Here is an 18,089-nt window from a genome sequence, read left to right on the forward strand (position 1 = left end):
TCCGGTACTGACGACATGGCCAAGATTTTCTGCATTGCCAACCAAAAGGGCGGCGTCGGCAAGACCACCACCACCGTCAATCTCGCGGCCGGCCTGGCCAAGGTTGGCCAGCGTGTGCTGATGATCGACCTTGATCCCCAGGGCAACGCGACCATGGGCTCGGGCATCGACAAGCGCCAGCTCGAGCTGACGGTGTACGACGTGCTGCTCGAATCGGCCTCGGTGGCCGAGGCGCGGGTCAAGGCCGACAAGCTGGTGGAGGGCGGTTGCGGCTACGACGTGCTGGGCGCCAACCGCGAACTGGCCGGCGCCGAGGTCGAAATGGTGGCGCTCGACCGCCGCGAAAAGCGCCTGCGCACGGCCCTGGCCGCGGTGGGCGCCGAGTACGACTTCGTGCTGATCGACTGCCCGCCCAGCCTGAGCCTGCTCACGCTCAACGGCCTGTGTGCCGCCCACGGCGTGATCGTGCCGATGCAGTGCGAGTACTTCGCGCTCGAAGGGCTGACCGACCTGGTCAACACCATCAAGCAGGTGCACGCCAACCTCAACAAGAACCTGCAGATCATCGGCCTGCTGCGCGTGATGTTCGATCCGCGCATCACGCTGCAGCAGCAGGTGAGCGAGCAGCTCAAGTCCCACTTCGGCGACAAGGTGTTCGACACTGTGATCCCGCGCAATGTGCGGCTGGCCGAGGCACCCAGCTACGGCCTGCCCGGCGTGGTGTTCGACCCGGCCGCGCGCGGCAGCCAGGCCTTCATTGCCTTTGCCCAGGAGCTGATCGAGAAGATGCCGCCCGCGAGCGCGTTCGCCTCGGGTGCGGTGGCGCCGCCGATCGCGCCGGTCGAGCGCATCGCGCCGGACCTGCCGATTCCGGACGACGTGATGGCGCCGGCCGCTGCACCGGCCGCCGCGTCCGCATCCACATCCGATTCCCCCAGCGAAAACAACGCCTGAGGCGAGGCCGCCCCATCCCATGACAGCGCCTCGCATCCTGCTGCTGCCCGGTTGGCAGAACAGCGGCCCCGGCCATTGGCAGACCCGCTGGGAATCGGTCTACGGTGATCACCGCGTCGAGCAGCACGAGTGGATGCGCCCGCGTCGCGGCGACTGGTCCGCCCGGCTCGAGGAAGAAGTGCTGGCGTCGCCCGGCCCCGTCGTCCTTGCGGCGCACAGCCTCGGCTGCATCCTCGTGGCCGCCTGGGCCGCGCACTCGCGCAACACGCACAAGGTGCGCGGCGCACTGCTGGTCGGCCCCGGCGACCTGGAGCGCGACGACCTGCGCCAGCAGATTCCCGGCTGGGCGCCCATCGTGCGCCAGCCGCTGCCGTTCCCGGCGGTACTGATCGCCGCCAACGACGACCCGTACTGCGAAGCCTCGCGCTCGCGCCAGCTGGCCGGCGACTGGGGCGCGCGCTTCGTCGACGCCGGCGCGCGCGGCCACCTGAATGCCGAATCCGGCCTGGGCGACTGGCCCGAAGGCCGGCAACTACTGAACGAAATCTCGAAAGAAAAGAACTGATGGCGACCAAGAAACCCAAGGGCCTGGGCCGCGGCCTCGAAGCGCTGCTCGGCCCGACGGCCGCGCCTTCCGCCGACAACAACGGCATCGGTGGCGGCAACAGCGGTTCGGAAGAGGGCGGCGCGCCGCAGAACCCGAACACGCTGATGCTCGACCAGATGGTCGCCGGCGTCTACCAGCCGCGCACGCGCATGGACGAAGGCGCGCTGTACGAGCTGGCCGAGAGCATCAAGGTGCAGGGCATCATGCAGCCGATCCTGGTGCGCCGGCTCGACGCCGAATCGGCCGCGGCCAAGAACGCCGAGTTCGAAATCATCGCGGGCGAGCGACGCTTTCGCGCCGCCAGGCTCGCGGGCCTGGACAGCGTGCCGGTGCTGGTGCGCGACGTGCCCAACGAGGCTGCGGCGGCAATGTCGCTCATCGAGAACATCCAGCGCGAAGACCTCAATCCGCTGGAAGAAGCCCAAGGCCTGCAACGTTTAGTTACAGAATTCGGCCTCACGCACGAGCAGGCCGCGCAGGCCGTGGGCCGTTCGCGCAGCGCCGCCAGCAACCTGCTGCGCCTGCTGAACCTGGCCGAGCCCGCGCAGCAGATGCTGATGGCCGGCGACATCGACATGGGCCATGCCCGCGCGCTGCTGTCGCTGGACCGGGGCACGCAGATCACGGCGGCCAACCAGATCGCCGCCAAGAAGATGTCGGTGCGCGAGGCCGAGGCGCTGGTGAAGAAGCTCGCGGCCGAGTTCACGCTCACGCCTTCGCGCCGCGGCAACGACGGCGAGAAGTCGCGCGACCTGCAGCGCGTGGAAGAAGAACTGGCCGACCTGCTCACGGCCGAGGTCGAGGTGCGCATCAAGAAGCGCAGCAAGCGCGGCGGCCGCATCGAGGAGAGCGGCGAGCTGGCCATTCACTTCGGCTCCATCGAGGCCCTCAACGGATTGATCGAGCGCATCCGCCGAACGGCCTAGGGTTGTGAACCGGGGGGCTGGCGTTCGTTTGATTGATTCCTGCAATCCTTTGCGCGTATCCTCGACCGCTGGTTTTTTCCACCCCAGATCTCTGACAACCGAGGGAGTCCATCCATGCAGTTCACCAGGTTCCCGCTCGCGGCCGTGGCCGTCGGCGCACTTCTTCTTACCGGCTGTGCCGCCACCGACATGCAGATGGGCAGCCAGTCGGCCAAGACCATGGCCACGGGCAGCGCGGCCGGCGGTGCCACCGACAACGCCAGCAGCCAGCTCGAGCGTTGCGAGTCGCCGCTGGGCACCGTCTCGCTGATCGAGAACCAGAGCGCGGGCTGGTACACCATCCTCACCGGCGAATACCGCCTGCCGCCCACGGCCAACCTGCTGCGCCTGCTGGTGCAGCAATCGAACTGCTTCATCGTGGTGGAGCGCGGCGCGGCCGGCATGAACGCCATGACGCGCGAACGCGCGCTGCAGCAGTCGGGCGAAATGCGCGGCGGCAGCAACTTCGGCCGCGGCCAGATGGTCGCCTCCGACTACGGCCTGTCGCCCGAAATCGTGTTCAGCAACAGCGATGCCGGCGGCATCGGCGGCGCGCTCGGCGGCCTCGTGGGTGGCGGCCGTGGCCGTGCGCTCGCGCAGCTCGGCGGCAGCATGCAGACCAAGGAAGCCAGCGCGCTGCTGACCCTCATCGACAACCGTTCGGGCGTGCAGGTCGCGGCCTCGGAAGGCAGCGCCTCCAAGACCGATTTCGGCGCCTTCGGCGCGCTGGCCGGCCGCAGCGCGGGCGGCAACATCGGCGGCTACACCAACACGGCCCAAGGCAAGGTGATTGCGGCCGCATTCATGGACGCCTTCAACCAGATGGTCCGCTCGCTGCGCAACTACAAGGCGCAGACGGTGCGCGGCCAGGGCCTGGGCGGCGGCGGCCGGCTGGGCGTCGACGGCGGTGCCGCACCGTCGCAGACCTACGTGCCGGCGGAGAAGCCCGCGCCCACGCGCCGCCGCACCAACTGAGCGATCGCCGTTCGGCCATGAAAAAGCCCGGGGCTCTTGCGAGCCGCCGGGCTTTTTCATGGCGCGGGCAGCGCGCCCGTCGATCAGAGGCTGAAGATCTTCCCGGGGTTCATGATGTTCTTCGGGTCGAGCGCGCGCTTGATGGTGCGCATCATGTCGATCGCGCCCACGCCGGCTTCGGTCACCAGGAAGTCCATCTTGTGCAGCCCCACGCCGTGCTCGCCGGTGCAGGTGCCTTCCAGCGCCAGCGCGCGGCTCACGAGCGCGTGGTTCAGCGCCTCGGCCTTCACGCGCTCTTCGGGGATGTTCGGGTCGAGCAGGTAGCCGAAGTGGAAGTTGCCGTCGCCCACGTGGCCGACCAGGAAGTAGGGGATGCCGCTGGCATCGGCCTCGGCCACCGAGTCGAGCAGGCAGTCGGCCAGGCGCGAGATCGGCACGCAGGTGTCGGTGGAAATCACGCGGCAGCCCGGGCGCGACTGCACGGCCGCGAAATAGCTGTTGTGCCGCGCGGTCCACAGGCGCGTGCGTTCCTCGGGCGTGCTGGCCCATTCGAAGGCATTGCCGCCGTGGCCGCTGGCCAGCTCCTGCACCGTCTCGGCCTGCTCCTTCACACCGGCGGGCGAGCCGTGGAATTCCATCAGCAGCATCGGCTCTTCGCGCAGGCCGAGCTTGGCGTAGGCGTTGACCATGCGCACGGTGTTGACGTCGATCAGCTCCACGCGCGCGATCGGCACGCCCAGCTGGATGGTCTCGATGGTGGTGCGCACGGCGGCCTCGATGCTCGGGAACGAGCAGATGGCGGCCGACACCGCCTCGGGCAGCGGGTAGATGCGCAGCGTGACCTCGGTGACCACGCCCAGCGTGCCTTCGCTGCCCACCATGAGGCGCGTGAGGTCGTAGCCGGCCGACGACTTCTTCGCGCGCGTGCCCGTGCGAATGACGTCGCCCGAGGCCGTGACCACTTCGAGCGCCAGCACGTTCTCGCGCATGGTGCCGTAGCGCACGGCGTTCGTGCCGCTGGCGCGCGTGGCCGTCATGCCGCCGATGGAGGCGTCGGCGCCCGGGTCGATGGGGAAGAACAGGCCCGTGCTCTTGATCTCTTCGTTGAGCTGCTTGCGCGTGACGCCGGGCTGCACCGTGACCGTGAGGTCGTCGGCGTTGATCGACAGCACCTTGTTCATGCGCGACACGTCGATGCTGATGCCGCCTTGCACCGCCAGCAGGTGGCCTTCGAGCGAGGAGCCCACGCCGAAGGGAATGACCGGCACGCTGTGCTCGCTGGCCAGCCTGACCGCGTCGGCCACGTCCTGCGTGCTCTCGGCGAACACCACGGCGGAGGGGGGCGGCGCATCGAACGACGACTCGTCGCGCCCGTGCTGCGTGCGCACCGCCATGGCCGTGGAACAGTTGGCGCCGAAGCGGGCCTTCAGCCCGTCGATCAGCGCGGCGGGGACATCGCGCAGATGAAGCTCCGGCATCAGGTGCGAGGTTTGGGTCGGGGCGTTCATCGGGGCGTCTCCTGCATGGGGTGAGGGGGATCGGTCATTTTACGGAGCGAGCACCATAATGCGCTTCGGAAAAAACATGAACCCCACGACCCTCAGCGCACTCGCGGCCTTTCCGGCGCAACTGGAGGCCCATTACGCGGCCATTCCCACGGCTTTCAGGCACTGGGCGCCGCCCTCGTGGGAGGGCGTGCCCAGCGAGGCATTCACCGCCATCGAGCAGTTGTGCCATGTGCGCGACATCGAGACCGAGGGCTACCACGTGCGCTTTCGCCGCACGCTGCAGGAGACGCACCCGACGCTGGCCTCGATCGACAGCGAACCGCTGGCCATCGAGCGCAACTACGGCGAGGCCGACGCGGCCCAGGTGCTGGCAGACTTCCGCATGGCGCGCATCCAGACCATGGAGATCGTCTCCAGCCTGAGCGACGCGCAGCTGGCCCGCACCGCGGTGTTCGAGGGCTACGGCCCGCTGACCATGCGCAGCCTCATTCACTACCTTTGCAGCCACGACCAGCAGCATCTTGCAGGTCTGCAATGGCTGGCCGGCAAGATCGACGCATCGACCGTCGGCCGGTAGACCAACGACAGGAGCCTTCCATGGGCAACCGACTTTCCCAGATTGCCACCCGCACCGGCGACGACGGCACCACCGGCCTCGGCGACAACACCCGCGTGCCCAAGGACCACCTGCGCGTGCACGCGATGGGCGACGTGGACGAACTCAACTCGCAGATCGGCGTGCTGCTCTGCGAGCCCATGCCCGAGCCCGTGCGCGAGCTGCTGGTCGACGTGCAGCACCAGCTGTTCAACCTCGGCGGCGAACTGTCGATGCCGGGTTTCACGTTGCTGAAGGCCGATGCGCTGCTGCAGCTCGACAACGCCCTGGCCGAGCACAACGCCGCGTTGCCGCGCCTGGCCGAGTTCATCCTGCCGGCCGGCACGCGCGCGGCCTCGCTCGCGCATGTGTGCCGCACGGTGGCGCGCAGGGCCGAGCGCGCGGTGGTCGCCCTTGGCGCCACGGCCGAACTCAACGACGCGCTGCGCCAGTACCTCAACCGGCTCAGCGACCTGCTCTTCGTGCTGGCGCGCGTGCTCAACCGCATGAACGGCGGCGACGACGTCTACTGGAAGAGCGAGCGCATGGCGCGCGCAGCTGCCGCAGCAGAAGAAGCGGACAACAAGGAGGCCCCATGAAATTCACGAACATCCTCGGCACGTCGCTCGCGGTGGCGATGGCCGCCGCGTTCTGCCTGCCCATCGCGGCCCAGGCCCAGAGCGCCGACAACCCGCCCAAGGCCCAACGCGCCCACACGCTCAAGCAGCCCGCCCGCAGCGGCAAGGTGGTGGGCAGCGTGCAGCGCGGCACCAACGCCGCCGGCCGGGGCATCGACCGCGCCGACGCAGCCACGCGACGCGGGGTCAACAACGTGTCGGAGAAAGCCAGCCGGCCGGTGCGGAACGTGGGCGAGGCGTTCGGTCGCAAGCTTTCGCCGGGGTCCAGCGGTCGTGCAGCGCCGCCGCCCGTGGGGCCGCAGGGCGCTGCGCCCTGATGTCGTTCGTTTCGTTCGGGGTGCGCTCACGCCGCCAGCGTGAGCGTTTTCAGAGCACTGGTTGATCAGCCGCACACCAGCAGCTTGCCCAAGGGCATAGGGCATCGGGTGTCTCCCGCAGCGAAATAAAGGAGGAGGGGCGGAGCCCCGGGGGACATTCGCGGAGGGAGATACCCGGTGTCCTGTGCACATGCCCTGAACAACAGCGCCCCGAACAAAGACACGCAAACAAGACCCACGGACATGGCAAGAAACATCGAGATCAAAGCCCGCATCGACAGCGTAGACCGCATCGCGCGCATCGCCGCGACGCTGGCCAGCGAAGGCCCCGCAGAGATCGCACAGGACGACACCTTCTTCCGTTGCAGCGACAGCGCCGATCGCCTCAAGCTGCGCACCTTCGCGCCCGACCGCGCCGAGCTGATCTTCTACCGCCGCGCCAACAGCAGCGGCCCGAAAGAGTCGTTCTATCTCATCACCCCTTGCGCCACGCCCGACGCACTGCGCGAATCGCTCACGCTTGCCTGGGGCCAGGCCGGCCGCGTGCGCAAGCAGCGCCGGCTGTTCCTGGTCGGGCGCACGCGCGTGCACCTCGACCGCGTCGAAGGCCTCGGTGAATTCCTCGAGCTCGAAGTGGTGCTGACAGAGGGCGAGACCGCCGATGCCGGCATTGCCGAAGCGCATGCCCTCATGGCGCAACTCGGCGTCGGCACCGAGCAGCTCGTGCAGGGCGCCTACGTCGACCTGCTCAACGCCTGAGCGTCAGCGCCAGCCCGCGGCCTTGAGCTGGTCCGCAAGCTGCTGCGCGATCTTCGCGTAGCCCTGCGTGTTGGCATGGATGCGGTCGGAGCGCAGCGACGCGTCCGACAGCACGCTCGAATACACATTCGCGATCAGCAGCGCCTGCCCTGACTTCGCCACCTCTTCATAGAACGGCGCATCGCTGAGCGAGCCGACGAACGCGCGCATGGCGTCGGGCGCGGGCGTGGCCAGCACCGCGACATACGGCGTGTGCGCGCGCGCCTGGTTGATCAGCGCCGCGAGGTTGTCGCGCGTGGCCGAGGCCGGCACGCCGCGCAGCATGTCGTTGCCGCCGATGCCGATCAGGATCGCGTCGTAGGAAGAAGCGCCCGCGCCCAGCAACGACGGCAGGCGCTCCAGCGCCCCGGCCGAGGTGTCGCCGTTGATGCCCGCGTTGTCCACCCGCCAGCCCGTGAGCTCGCCCAGTTTCACGGGCCACGCCGCATCGGGCGGCGCGCCGTAGCCGTGCGTCAGGCTGTCGCCGAGCGCCAGCACGCGGGCGCCGGGCTTCAGCGCGGCGGCGGAGGCCTTGCGCTTGCCGCAGGCCGCCAGCACGGCCAAGACGGGCACGGCGGGCACGCCGGCCAGCAGATGAAAGAGGTGACGTCGCTTCATGTTCGTGTGTGGCGCGCAGCTTAAACGCAGCGGCACCGCGCGCGGGCGCTTGCCCCTTTGCTCGGAAAGCGCATAAGCCTCCCCGTTTTTGTTCGTTCCCCGGGGGAGGGTGCAGGCGAAGAATCGCGGCCCTGCACGTTCACTCATCACCAAGGTCCGACACCATGTCGCTGCTGCTTTCCCGCCACCGCTTCCTGCGCCGTGTGGCCGTTCTTTCCGCCGCCTTGCTGGCCGCGCCGCTCGTGGCCTGGGCCGCGCCCGCCACCGGCGAGCCCGTGTGGTTCGGCGTGAGCGGTCCGCTCACTGGGCAGAACGCACAGTACGGCGCGCAGTGGAAGGCCGGCTTCGACCTGGCGCTGGAACACGTCAACGCACAGGGCGGCATCAACGGCCGTCCGCTGGCCTACAACTTCGAGGACAGCCAGAGCGACCCGCGCCAGTCGGTGGCCATTGCGCAGAAGCTGGTGAACGACAAGCGCGTGCTCATCGAGCTGGGCGACTTCTCGAGCCCGGCGTCGATGGCGGCCTCGCCCATCTATCAGCGCGCGGGCCTCGTGCAGCTGGGCTTCACCAACTCGCACCCCGACTTCACCAAGGGCGGCGACTACATCTGGAGCCCGTCGATCAGCCAGGCCGACGCACAGCCGCTGCTGGCCGAACTCGCGGTGAAGACGCTGGGCTTCAAGCGCATCGCGGTGCTGTACCTCAATACCGACTGGGGCCGCACCAGCAAGGACGTGCTCGTGAAGGCCGCGCAGGAACGCGGCGCGCAGGTCGCGATTGCCGAGGGCTACCAGCCCGACGAGAAAGACTTCCGCTCGACGCTGGTGCGCGTGCGCGACGCCAACCCCGACGGGCTGGTGCTGATCTCCTACTACCCCGACGGCGCGCTCATCGCGGGCCAGGTGCGCAGCGTGGGGCTCAAGCAGCCCATCGCCGCGGTGGGCTCGGTGTATTCGCCGAAGTTCATCGAGCTCGGCGGCGCTGCCGTGAACGGCATCTACACCAACACCGCGTTCTACCCCGAAGAGCCGCGCGCCGAGGTGCAGGACTTCGTGAAGAGCTTCCGCGCGAAATACGGCAAGGAGCCCGATGCGTTCAATGCCTATGCGTACGACGCCGTGGTGTACGCGGCCGCCGCCTTGCGCCAGGCCGGCCCCAAGGCCGACCGCAAGGCCGTGCGCGACGCGTTCTACAAGATCAAGGACGTGCCGAGCGTGATCTTCGGCAAGGCGAGCTTCGACGCGCAGACGCGGCGGGTGGTGGGCGTGAAGAGCGTGAACCTCGTGGTGAAGGAGGGGAGGTGGGCGCAGGTGGATGAGAAGGCGGCTGTTGCCTCCACGAAATGACAGGCGCTTTGCATGGCTCCCTCTCCCTCTGGGAGAGAGGGAGCAAAACGGGAGCCAGCCCATGAGCTTCACCTCCTTCTTCGACTACACCGTCAACGGCCTGATCATCGGCAACATCTACGCGTTGCTCGCCGTCGGCCTCGCGTTGATCTTCGGCGTCTCGCACCTGATCAACTTCGCGCATGGCTCGGTGTACACCGTGGGCGCGTACATCGGCTGGGCGTCGATCACGTACCTGCACACGCCGCTGCCCGTGACCATCCTCTTGGTGGTGCTCGGCTCGGGCGCGCTCGGCATGCTGATCGAGCGCGTGGGCCTGCGCCCGCTGCAGGGCGCGGCGCGCATCGCGCCGCTGCTGGCCACCATCGGCATCAGCTTCGTGCTCGACATCCTCGTGCAGCTGGTGTTCAGCCCCGACCCGCGTTCGCTGCCCACGCAGCTGCCCGACTGGCGGCTGCAGATCGGCACCGGCACCATCGGCGCGCTGGACATCCTGATCGCGGGCATCGGCATCGCGAGCGCGGCCGTGCTGTTCGGCTTCCTGCGATTCACCAGGCTCGGCTGGGCCGTGCGCGCCACCGCGCAGGACCGCGACGCGGCCCAGCAGATGGGCGTGGACGTCGACCGCGTGAACCAGACGGTGTTTGCCATTGCCGCCGCGCTGGGCGGGCTCTCGGGCCTGCTGGTGGGCATGTACTACAACAACATCAGCCCGGCGATGAGCTTCCAGGCCACGCTCAAGGGCGTGGTGGCGACCGTGGTCGGCGGCGTGGGCAATGTGCCGGGCGCCATCGTCGGCAGCCTGCTGCTGGGGCTGATCGAGAGCTACGGCGTGGCCATTCTCGGCACGCCGTACCGCAACCTGTTCGCCTTCGCGCTGCTGCTGGTCATCCTGGTGTGGAAGCCCAACGGCCTGTTCGGACGCAAGCGCGCGCTGCCGCCCGAGCCGCTCACAGGCACCTTCATCGCGCCGAGCAAGCCGTGGCGCATTCCGCCGCGCGTGCTGCTTGCGCTGTTCGCCGCGGCGGTGGCGCTGCCGCTGTTCGACCCTTCGCCGTACCTGCTGCAGACGCTCACCAACGCATGGCTCTACGGCGCGCTCGCGCTGAGCCTCACGCTCGTGGCGGGCACCATCGGGCAGATCTCGCTGGGCCATGCGGGGCTGCTGGCCATCGGCGCGTATGCGTCGTCGCTGCTGGTGCTCGACCTGCACCTGCCGGTGGGCACGGGCATCGTGGTCGCGGGCATTCTCACGTCGCTGATCGGCACCGCGCTGATCTTCCCGGCGTTCCGGTTGCGCGGGCACTACGTGTCGATTGCCACGCTGGGCATCGGCGAGATCGTGGCGCTCACCATCCTCAACTGGGAGAGCCTCACGCGCGGGCCCATCGGCGTGTCGGGCATTCCGCCGCTGTCGCTGTTCGGGCGCGATGCCTCGTCGAACGAGGCCATCTACTGGGCTTCATTCAGTGCGATGGTGTTGCTGGCCCTGCTGCAGTGGCGCCTCTTGCGTTCGCACCTGGGCCGCACCTTCCGCGCGGTGCGCGAAGACGAGGTGGCCGCGCGCGCCTACGGCGTGAGCCCCGACCGCTACAAGGCGCTGGCCTTCGGCTTCGGCGGCTTCGCGGCCGGCGTGAGCGGGGCCTTCACCGCGCACATGTACTCGTACATCAACCACGAGACCTTCGGCTCGCAGATTTCCATCCTCGCGCTCACGATGGTGATCCTCGGCGGGCTCGGGAACATCAGCGGCGCGCTGCTGGGCGCGGTCGCGCTCGTGAGCCTGCCGGAGCTGTTCCGCGTCACCGCCGAGTACCGCATGCTGATCTACGGCGTCGCGCTGCTGCTCCTCATCCGCTTCCGCCCGCAAGGCCTGCTGGGCACCGTCTGAAAGAACACCACACCATGAGCCACCTGAACGATTACCTCGCCGAGAAACGCGCCGCCGTGCTGGCGCGCAATGCCGCCGTCGAGGCCGGCACCGCGCAACCCGTGCAACTGAAGGCCAACGTGCGCGCCGAAGGCCGCAGCGGCGTGCGCCGCCTGCGCATTCGCGATCACCAGGTCATCAGCGACAGCCCGCCCGATTTCGCGGGCTACAACCTGGGCCCCAGCTCGCCCGAGCTGCAGCTGGGCGTGCTCGGCACCTGCGTCACGCACATCTTCCTGATCCATGCGGCCGAACGGCAGGTGCCGCTCGAAAGCCTCGAGGTCGAGGTGACCGGCATCATCGATCCGCGCGGCGGCAAGCCGGGCCATGAGCAGACGCCGATCTGGCCGCACGAGATCGGCTACGTCGTGCACATCGATTCGCCCGCGAGCCGCGAGGACATCGACGCGCTGTTCGAGGCGGTCGAGCGCAACTGCCCCATCCTCAACCTGCTGCGCAATCCGCAGACCATCCGCGCCGAGGTGAAGCTCGTCGACTCGAAGGCGGAGGCGGCCAACGCACCGCGGAAAGCGGGCGATGCCGTCGCTGCTTGAAATACGCGGCCTGGTGCGCCGCTTCGGCGGGCTCACGGCCGTCAACGCCGTCGACCTGCATGTGGGCGAAGGCGAACTGCTGAGCGTGATCGGGCCGAACGGCGCGGGCAAGACCACGCTCTTCAACCTCGTCACCGGCCTCGACAGGCCCGACGAAGGGCAGGTGCTGTTCGACGGGCAGGACATCACCGGCCTGCCCGCGCAGCAGCTCGCGCAACGCGGCCTGGCGCGCACCTTCCAGCACGGTCGCGTGTTCGCGAACCTCTCGGTGCTCGACAACGTGCTGGTCGGCGCGCACACGCGGCTGCGTGCCGTGAAACCGCGCGTCGGCGGCGTGCCGGGGCTGGGCGCGCTGGCCGAGCTCGCGCTCGCGCTGGTGCAGCCCGGCGCGTGCGCCGCGAGGAGCAGCAGCTGCGCGACGAGGCGCATGAAATCATCGCGCTCTTCGGCGAACGCCTCACGCCACGCACCGACCATCCGGCCTACAGCCTTTCTTACGCCAACCGCCGCCGCGTGGAGATCGCACGCGCGCTCGCGCTCAAGCCGCGCCTGCTGCTGCTCGACGAGCCCACGGCCGGCATGAACGAGAGCGAGACCGCCGAGATGCTGGAGATCATTCGCGGCCTCAAGGCGCGCGGCCAGACCATCCTGCTGATCGAGCACAAGCTCGACCTCGTGATGCAGCTGTCGGACCGCGTGGCCGTGCTCGACGACGGCCGCAAGATCGCCGAGGGGCTGCCCGACGAGGTGCGCAACGACCCGGCCGTGATCGAGGCGTACCTCGGCCATCGCCATGTGGGCGCGGCAGAGGCGGTGCCCGCATGATCGCCACCGTCGCCCGCTCCGGCTTGCCTCCCTCGCCCCTCTGGGGAGAGGGTTGGGGTGAGGGGCTGCCCCAACGCACCACGGCCCCCGCTTCCAACGAGGCCGCGCAACCCCTGCTCCAGCTCAGGAAGATCAACAGCTTCTACGGCCCCGTTCAGGCCCACTTCGACCTCGACATCGAGGTGCGCAAGGGCCAGATCGTGAGCCTGCTCGGCGGCAACGCGAGCGGCAAGTCGACCACCATGAAGATCGTGCTCGGCCTGCTCAAGCCGCGCTCGGGCGAAGTCGATTTCAACGGCGCGTCGACGCTCGGCCTGAGCACGCCGCAGATCATCCGCCAGGGCATCGGCTCGGTGCCCGAGGCGCGACGCCTGTTCCCCGCGATGACCGTGCGCGAGAACTTGCTGATGGGCGCCTACGCACGCCGCGACCGCAAGGCCGTGGCCGAAGACCTGGAGCGCATGCTCGCGCTGTTTCCGCGCGTGGCCGAGCGCATCGAGTTCCAGGCCGGCACGCTGTCGGGCGGCGAGCAGCAGATGGTGGCCATGGCGCGCGCGCTCATGGGCCGGCCCAAGCTCCTCTGCATGGACGAGCCGACCATGGGCCTGTCGCCGCTGTACGTCGACAAGGTGCTGGAGCTGATCGCGCGCATCAACGCGCAGGGCGTGTCGGTGTTCATGGTCGAGCAGAACGCCAGCCTGGCGCTGCAGATCGCGCACCACGGCTACGTGCTGCAGACCGGGCGCATCGTGCTCTCGGGCCCGGCGCGCGAGCTGCTGGCCGATGCGCGCATTCGCGATGCGTACCTGGGCGGCGCCGAGGCCGCGCGCACCGCCTCCTGATCGATTCATCCGCCGGGGAAACACATGCCATTGAAACTCGACCACATCGTCATCGCGGTGCACGACCTCGAACGCACCATCGCCGACTACGGCGCGCTGGGCTTTCACGTGCTGCGCGGCGGCAACCATCCGGGCCGCGCCACGCACAACGCGCTGGTGGTGTTCGGCGACGGCAGCTACTTCGAGCTGATCGCGTGGCGCGAGCCGTCGCCCGCCGAGCGCTGGTGGCAGCTGCTGCACAAGCACGGCGAGGGCATCGTCGACTTCGCGCTGCTGCCGCGCGACACCGCCGCCACCGTGGCCGACGCGAAGGCGCGTGGCCTCCTGCTCGAAGGCCCGCTCGACGGCGGGCGAGTGCGCCCCGACGGCGAACGCCTGCGCTGGCAGACCGCACGCGCGCCTTCGGCCGACTTGCCCTTCCTGTGCGGCGACCTCACGCCGCGCGCGCTGCGCGTGCCCGAAGGCGAGGTGCGCGTGCATGCCAACGGCGCGCTCGGCGTGGCGAGCCTGGCGATTGCCGTGCGCGACCTCGACGCCACGCTGGCGCGCTATCGCGCGCTGCTGGGCACGGTGCCCGTCGACGCCGACACGCACATCGGCGAGCCCGTGGCGGTGCCCGGCAGCAACGTGCGCGTGGCGATCGTCACGCTGGGCGGCAGCGTGCTGGTGCTCTCGTCGCCGCGCGAGAACGCGCCGGATGTGCCGGATGCACCGCACGTGGGGGAGGGCGGCCGCAACGACGCGCTCGGGCAACGCATCGCCGCGCGCGGCGAAGGCCCGTACGCGCTGGTGCTGCACACCGAGCGCCCGCAGTCGACCGGCACCTTCGACCTTGCGCGCGCGCACGGCGCGCTGATCGAACTCGACCTGCCCCCGCCCGACCGTCATGCGAAGCAGGGCAACGCACGCAGCCACCAGGCCGACAGCACGGTCGGCGGCTGAACGCCCGCGCCGCGCCTACCTTTTCAGGGGATGTGAAGGGGCGGAGCCGCGATTCCAATCGGGCCTTCGATTCACGAAGGCGGGAGGGGAGTCCATGTTCCGGATGAAGTGGGGCCGCGCGGCGGTCGTTGGCGCGCTCTTGCTCATCGTGGGCGTGCTGCAGGGCTGCGCTGCGGTCGCGGATGCCGTCTATCACCCGGTCTGCGCCGGCGCGGCCAGTTGTTCCGACACCGATCTGCGGGCGGCCGTCGAAGTTCGCGACGACGTGCGCATCGGCCCCTATGGCTGGGAGGCATGCGTCACCGACGAGAGGCACAAACTGTCCGGCAGCCGCGTGGCCGTGGAGGATGCGCGATGCTCCGACGAGGAGCGCACGACCCACGAGAAGGTGTCGTACAACGAGGCATGGCTCGAATACGACGTGCAGGGCGAGCCGCACAGCCGCTGGCAGCGCGAGGCGATCCTGCGCTGGATCAAGGCGCAGCAAGGGCCCTTGCACATCACCGTCTACGTCCACGGCTGGCACCACAACGCCGACACCGACAACAGCAACCCCCGCAGCAATGCCCACAAGTTCGCGCTGATGATGGCGCGCCAGGTCGATTCGCTGCAGCGCCTGGCGCTGACCGACCACCTGGCGCCGCCCCGGGTGCTGGGCATCTACGTGGGCTGGCAGGGCGAGAAATACGTCGACCCCGTGCGCACGGTGCTTTCCGTCGACAGCCGCTCGAAGGTCGCGGACCAGATCGGGCACAAGGGCGTGCTCAAGGCCGATCTGCTGGCCATCGCGGATGCGATGCGCGCGCGGGGTGGCGCCGCGAGCCGCATGACCGTGTACGGCCACTCCTTCGGAGGACGGATGCTCACCTCGACCTTCGGCCGCGAGTTGAATGCGGGCAAGGCCCAGCCGCTGGGCGCGGGCACCACCATCGTGACCGTGAACGCGGCCGTCAGCGCCGATTGCTTCGACGGGGTGTTCGGCGGCGCCAGGAACAACCCCGTGAGTTCACGGCCCACGTGGCTGAACTTCACCAGCGAAGACGACTGGGCCACGGGGTGGATCTACCCCGTCTCCGTCGGCCTCAACCTGGTGGACACCTGCCACCCCGACGCAACCCGCAAGACCATCGGCCACTACCGCCCGTATCTGAACCGCTCGCTCGACAACGTCGGTTGCACGGATTGCGATGGTGCTGTCGATCCGAAGATCGCCGGCAAGATCGCCGCGTCGGAGCCTCGGTGGTTCGAGAAGCCTCAGACGCTCTTCCTGGCGTTCCCGAGGCGGGAGGGCAACAAGCTCCATGCGGAGGATGCGCGCATCCGCTCGGTGGACTTCGGCTACGAGCCCGGCCAGCAAGCCGACCCGCCGATGCGGGGCGTCTGGAACGCAAGGTCGGACAAGAGCGTCTTCGACTTCGGCACCGGCGGCCTCACCGGAACGCACAACGGGTACGTCAGCACGATCCTCATGCGCCTCGTGACCGAACTGCAGTACCCGGAGCTCGGCGCCGTGCCACGGGCCGGCAACTAGGCCGCGCGCTCGCGCAGCTGGAACACATTGCCCTCGGGGTCGTGCCCGTCGCAATGGCGCCAGCCGTTGAAGGCCCATTCGGCCTGCGCCGGCTTCAGCGCACCGCCGCCCTCGGCCGCGAACGCGCGCGCCGCGGCGAGGCTCGCCACCGGGAAGATGAATTTCAACGCCGTGTTCTCCCGCACCACCGGCGGCTGCGCGATCTCGACCTTGGCGGCAACGGCCGAATTCATCGCGACGATGAAGAGCTGCAGCGCCGGTGACTCCAGGCTCGCATGGTCGGCCTCGGTGTGCGTGAGCGCAAGGCCCGCGACGCGGGCGTAGAACGCGCCGACACGCGCGACGTCCTTGGCGTAGATGACCGCCGCTGCAAGGGCTTGATCCGGCATGCGCTTTTTTCTCCTCGATGGTTTCGGTATTCGGCGAACTCGCCGTCATTGTGCCCAAGCGGCTAGCGGCGGCCGAGGTGCTCCTTGCGCAGCGCGGCCTGCATCTTCTTCTGCAGCGCCGGCCCGCCTTTTTCCAGCGCCGCCGACGGCGCGCCGCTTTCCCGGGTCACGGTTGGTGCTTGCGGCCCCAGATGCCGATCTGCGTCACCACCGGCAGCAGGTCGATGCCCATCGGCGTGAGGCTGTAGATGGCCTTCTGCTTGTGGGTCGGATCGTCGGCCTTGCTGAGCACGCCCTGCGCGACCAGCGTGTGGAGGCGCTCGGTCAGGATGTTCGAGGAGATGCCTTCCTCGGACTGCAGGAACTCCCTGAAATGCCGCTTGCCCGCGAACATCAGGTCGCGAACGATCAGCAGGCTCCAGCGGTCGCCGAAGACTTCGAGCGCGAGGTTGATCGGACAGGGGGATTTTTGCTGGATGGCCATCGGGTGTTCGGCTTGCCTTGTGACTGCTTGCATTTTCGCACCGGTCGAAGAATACTCCAACTGCTTGCATTTCAAGATCGGTTTCAACACAGGCACCCTGAAGGAGAGTCGGCATGCGAAAGCTCATATTGCAAATGCAGATGTCCGTCGACGGCTTTGTCTCGCCCGCCAACGGCGGGCTCGACTGGCAGCTGTGGGGCTGGGGCGACCGCTGGGCCTGGGACGACGGGCTCAAGGACCGCTTCAACGCCGTGTTCGAAGGCATCGACACCCTTCTGCTGAGCCGCCCGATCATCGAAGAGGGCTACCTCGACCACTGGGGACGCGCCGCGAAGAACTTTCCTGCCAATCGCCACTACGCCTTCGCGCGGAAGGTGATCGATGCGCGCAAGGTCGTGCTCACCGACAAGCTCCAGGCCTCGCGATGGCCGCGCACGGTCGTGGCGCGCGGCGCCATGGCCGACGAGGTGAACGCGCTCAAGCGCGAGCCGGGCGACCGGCACATCCTGTGCATCGGCGGCGTGGGCTTCGCGTCGGCGCTGGTGGCGCAGGGGCTGGTCGACGAGTTCCAGTTCTTCGTGAACCCCACGGCGGTCGGCGGCGGCCGTTCGGTGTTCCACGACACGCGCAAGGGCCACAGGCTGCGGCTGCTGGACTCGGCCGCCCATGAATGCGGCGTGGTGGTGAACCGCTACGCGCCCGCGTGAAGGACAAGGCCTCGCGCGGATACCAGTGCTTACCTGATTTCACCTGACCGCGACCTGAAGCGGCTGTAACGGACACATGCGGGGCACACAATGGACTCGTCATCATCAACGCATGAAGGATTCCAGATGAACATCAAGTCCAAGAGCATGGCCGTCGCAGCCGCGGCGCTCGCGATGTGCATGGCCGCCGGGAGCGCCTTTGCGCAAGACCGCCGCTTCGACAACGGTCGCCCCGGCGATGGCCGCTACGAGCAGCGCGACCGCAATTTCGATCACCGCGGCCCACCGGGCTATCGCGGCAACCAGGACTTCCGCGACGGCCGCCAGTTCGATCGCCGTGGCTTCCCGCAGCCGCACGCCGAATGGCGCCGTGGCGGCCGCGTGCCGCCCGAGTACCGTGGCCGCAACTACGTGGTGCAGGACTGGCGCGCCTACCGCCTGCAGCAGCCGCCCCGCGGCTACCAGTGGGTGGGCGTGGGCGGCGACTTCGTGCTCGCTGCCATTGCCACCGGCGTGATCGCGAACATCATCGCCGGCCAGTAAGCAAGAGGCCGCGCGCGA

General features: G+C 68.8%; 20 protein-coding genes and 1 pseudogene. 17 read left to right on the forward strand and 4 right to left on the reverse strand.

The genetic code is table 11. The features are described 5' to 3' along the window. The first annotated feature begins 15 nt into the window (after positions 1-15). The 4 genes from BMG07_RS11100 to BMG07_RS11115 all read left to right on the forward strand — a co-directional run bounded on the left by BMG07_RS11100 (position 16) and on the right by BMG07_RS11115 (position 3,501). On the forward strand, positions 16-954 hold the full coding sequence (locus BMG07_RS11100) for a ParA family protein (protein WP_198084618.1): 939 nt from the start codon (positions 16-18) through the stop codon (positions 952-954). Between the two features lie 19 nt (positions 955-973). Continuing rightward, positions 974-1,519 carry an alpha/beta hydrolase gene (locus BMG07_RS11105; protein WP_198084619.1) on the forward strand — a complete coding sequence of 182 codons (546 nt, stop codon included), beginning with the start codon at positions 974-976 and terminating at the stop codon, positions 1,517-1,519. Beyond that, positions 1,519-2,487 carry a ParB/RepB/Spo0J family partition protein gene (locus BMG07_RS11110; RefSeq protein WP_198084620.1) on the forward strand — a complete coding sequence of 323 codons (969 nt, stop codon included), beginning with the start codon at positions 1,519-1,521 and terminating at the stop codon, positions 2,485-2,487. The genes BMG07_RS11105 and BMG07_RS11110 overlap by 1 nt, the downstream gene beginning before the upstream one ends. 114 nt (positions 2,488-2,601) lie before the next feature. Beyond that, positions 2,602-3,501: a CsgG/HfaB family protein gene (locus tag BMG07_RS11115; protein ID WP_198084621.1), complete on the forward strand. Its 900-nt coding sequence runs from the start codon at positions 2,602-2,604 to the stop codon at positions 3,499-3,501. Positions 3,502-3,584: 83 nt separating this feature from the next. Here BMG07_RS11115 and BMG07_RS11120 read toward each other — a convergent pair whose 3' ends face one another. After that, positions 3,585-5,009, reverse strand: a complete 1,425-nt coding sequence (locus BMG07_RS11120; RefSeq protein WP_198084622.1) for an FAD-binding oxidoreductase — start codon at positions 5,007-5,009, stop codon at positions 3,585-3,587. A gap of 76 nt (positions 5,010-5,085) precedes the next feature. Here BMG07_RS11120 and BMG07_RS11125 point away from each other — a divergent pair, with 76 nt between their 5' ends. The 4 genes from BMG07_RS11125 (at position 5,086) to BMG07_RS11140 (ending at position 7,318) form a co-directional block, all read left to right on the forward strand. Next, positions 5,086-5,586, forward strand: coding sequence for a DinB family protein (locus BMG07_RS11125; protein ID WP_198084623.1), 501 nt, complete (start codon positions 5,086-5,088; stop codon positions 5,584-5,586). Between the two features lie 20 nt (positions 5,587-5,606). Then, positions 5,607-6,203, forward strand: coding sequence for a cob(I)yrinic acid a,c-diamide adenosyltransferase (locus tag BMG07_RS11130; protein WP_198084624.1), 597 nt, complete (start codon positions 5,607-5,609; stop codon positions 6,201-6,203). Continuing rightward, positions 6,200-6,559 carry a hypothetical protein gene (locus tag BMG07_RS11135; protein WP_198084625.1) on the forward strand — a complete coding sequence of 120 codons (360 nt, stop codon included), beginning with the start codon at positions 6,200-6,202 and terminating at the stop codon, positions 6,557-6,559. The genes BMG07_RS11130 and BMG07_RS11135 overlap by 4 nt, the downstream gene beginning before the upstream one ends. 243 nt (positions 6,560-6,802) lie before the next feature. Next, a complete protein-coding gene (locus BMG07_RS11140; protein ID WP_198084626.1) occupies positions 6,803-7,318 on the forward strand; it encodes a class IV adenylate cyclase in 516 nt (171 codons plus the stop codon). A gap of 3 nt (positions 7,319-7,321) precedes the next feature. On the opposite strand, the gene BMG07_RS11145 is transcribed toward BMG07_RS11140, so the two are convergent. Continuing rightward, a complete protein-coding gene (locus BMG07_RS11145) occupies positions 7,322-7,975 on the reverse strand; it encodes a GDSL-type esterase/lipase family protein (protein WP_198084627.1) in 654 nt (217 codons plus the stop codon). Positions 7,976-8,139: 164 nt separating this feature from the next. Here BMG07_RS11145 and BMG07_RS11150 point away from each other — a divergent pair, with 164 nt between their 5' ends. The 7 genes and pseudogenes from BMG07_RS11150 (at position 8,140) to BMG07_RS11180 (ending at position 15,948) form a co-directional block, all read left to right on the forward strand. Next, the gene (locus tag BMG07_RS11150; protein ID WP_198084628.1) at positions 8,140-9,324 is read left to right on the forward strand and encodes an ABC transporter substrate-binding protein; all 1,185 of its coding nucleotides are present in this window, start codon (positions 8,140-8,142) and stop codon (positions 9,322-9,324) included. Between the two features lie 61 nt (positions 9,325-9,385). After that, positions 9,386-11,215, forward strand: coding sequence for an ABC transporter permease (locus BMG07_RS11155; RefSeq protein ID WP_198084629.1), 1,830 nt, complete (start codon positions 9,386-9,388; stop codon positions 11,213-11,215). 14 nt (positions 11,216-11,229) lie between these two features. Next, positions 11,230-11,808, forward strand: coding sequence for an OsmC family protein (locus tag BMG07_RS11160; protein ID WP_198084630.1), 579 nt, complete (start codon positions 11,230-11,232; stop codon positions 11,806-11,808). Further along, positions 11,792-12,633 (forward strand): annotated as a pseudogene (locus BMG07_RS44805) (ABC transporter ATP-binding protein). Before BMG07_RS11160 ends, BMG07_RS44805 begins: the two are co-directional and overlap by 17 nt. Beyond that, complete coding sequence (locus tag BMG07_RS11170) at positions 12,630-13,475, forward strand: ABC transporter ATP-binding protein (RefSeq protein ID WP_269758851.1); 846 nt, start codon at positions 12,630-12,632, stop codon at positions 13,473-13,475. The pseudogene BMG07_RS44805 and the gene BMG07_RS11170 overlap by 4 nt, the downstream one beginning before the upstream one ends. 24 nt (positions 13,476-13,499) lie before the next feature. Beyond that, a complete protein-coding gene (locus BMG07_RS11175; RefSeq protein WP_198084631.1) occupies positions 13,500-14,417 on the forward strand; it encodes a VOC family protein in 918 nt (305 codons plus the stop codon). A 94-nt stretch (positions 14,418-14,511) separates the two neighbouring features. Then, a complete protein-coding gene (locus BMG07_RS11180; protein ID WP_198084632.1) occupies positions 14,512-15,948 on the forward strand; it encodes a hypothetical protein in 1,437 nt (478 codons plus the stop codon). Here the strand turns inward: BMG07_RS11180 and BMG07_RS11185 are convergent. Beyond that, a complete protein-coding gene (locus tag BMG07_RS11185; protein WP_198084633.1) occupies positions 15,945-16,337 on the reverse strand; it encodes a VOC family protein in 393 nt (130 codons plus the stop codon). The two genes, BMG07_RS11180 and BMG07_RS11185, sit on opposite strands and share 4 nt — an antisense overlap. Before the next feature lie 166 nt (positions 16,338-16,503). Continuing rightward, positions 16,504-16,821, reverse strand: coding sequence for a helix-turn-helix domain-containing protein (locus BMG07_RS11190; RefSeq protein WP_269758852.1), 318 nt, complete (start codon positions 16,819-16,821; stop codon positions 16,504-16,506). Between the two features lie 113 nt (positions 16,822-16,934). Between BMG07_RS11190 and BMG07_RS11195 the strand changes: the two genes are divergently transcribed. After that, positions 16,935-17,528: a dihydrofolate reductase family protein gene (locus BMG07_RS11195; protein ID WP_198084634.1), complete on the forward strand. Its 594-nt coding sequence runs from the start codon at positions 16,935-16,937 to the stop codon at positions 17,526-17,528. A 126-nt stretch (positions 17,529-17,654) separates the two neighbouring features. Then, positions 17,655-18,071, forward strand: a complete 417-nt coding sequence (locus tag BMG07_RS11200; RefSeq protein WP_198084635.1) for an RcnB family protein — start codon at positions 17,655-17,657, stop codon at positions 18,069-18,071. Positions 18,072-18,089 lie beyond the last annotated feature (18 nt).

The organism is Variovorax sp. E3 (assembly GCF_016082275.1).
GTDB lineage: Bacteria > Pseudomonadota > Gammaproteobacteria > Burkholderiales > Burkholderiaceae_C > Variovorax.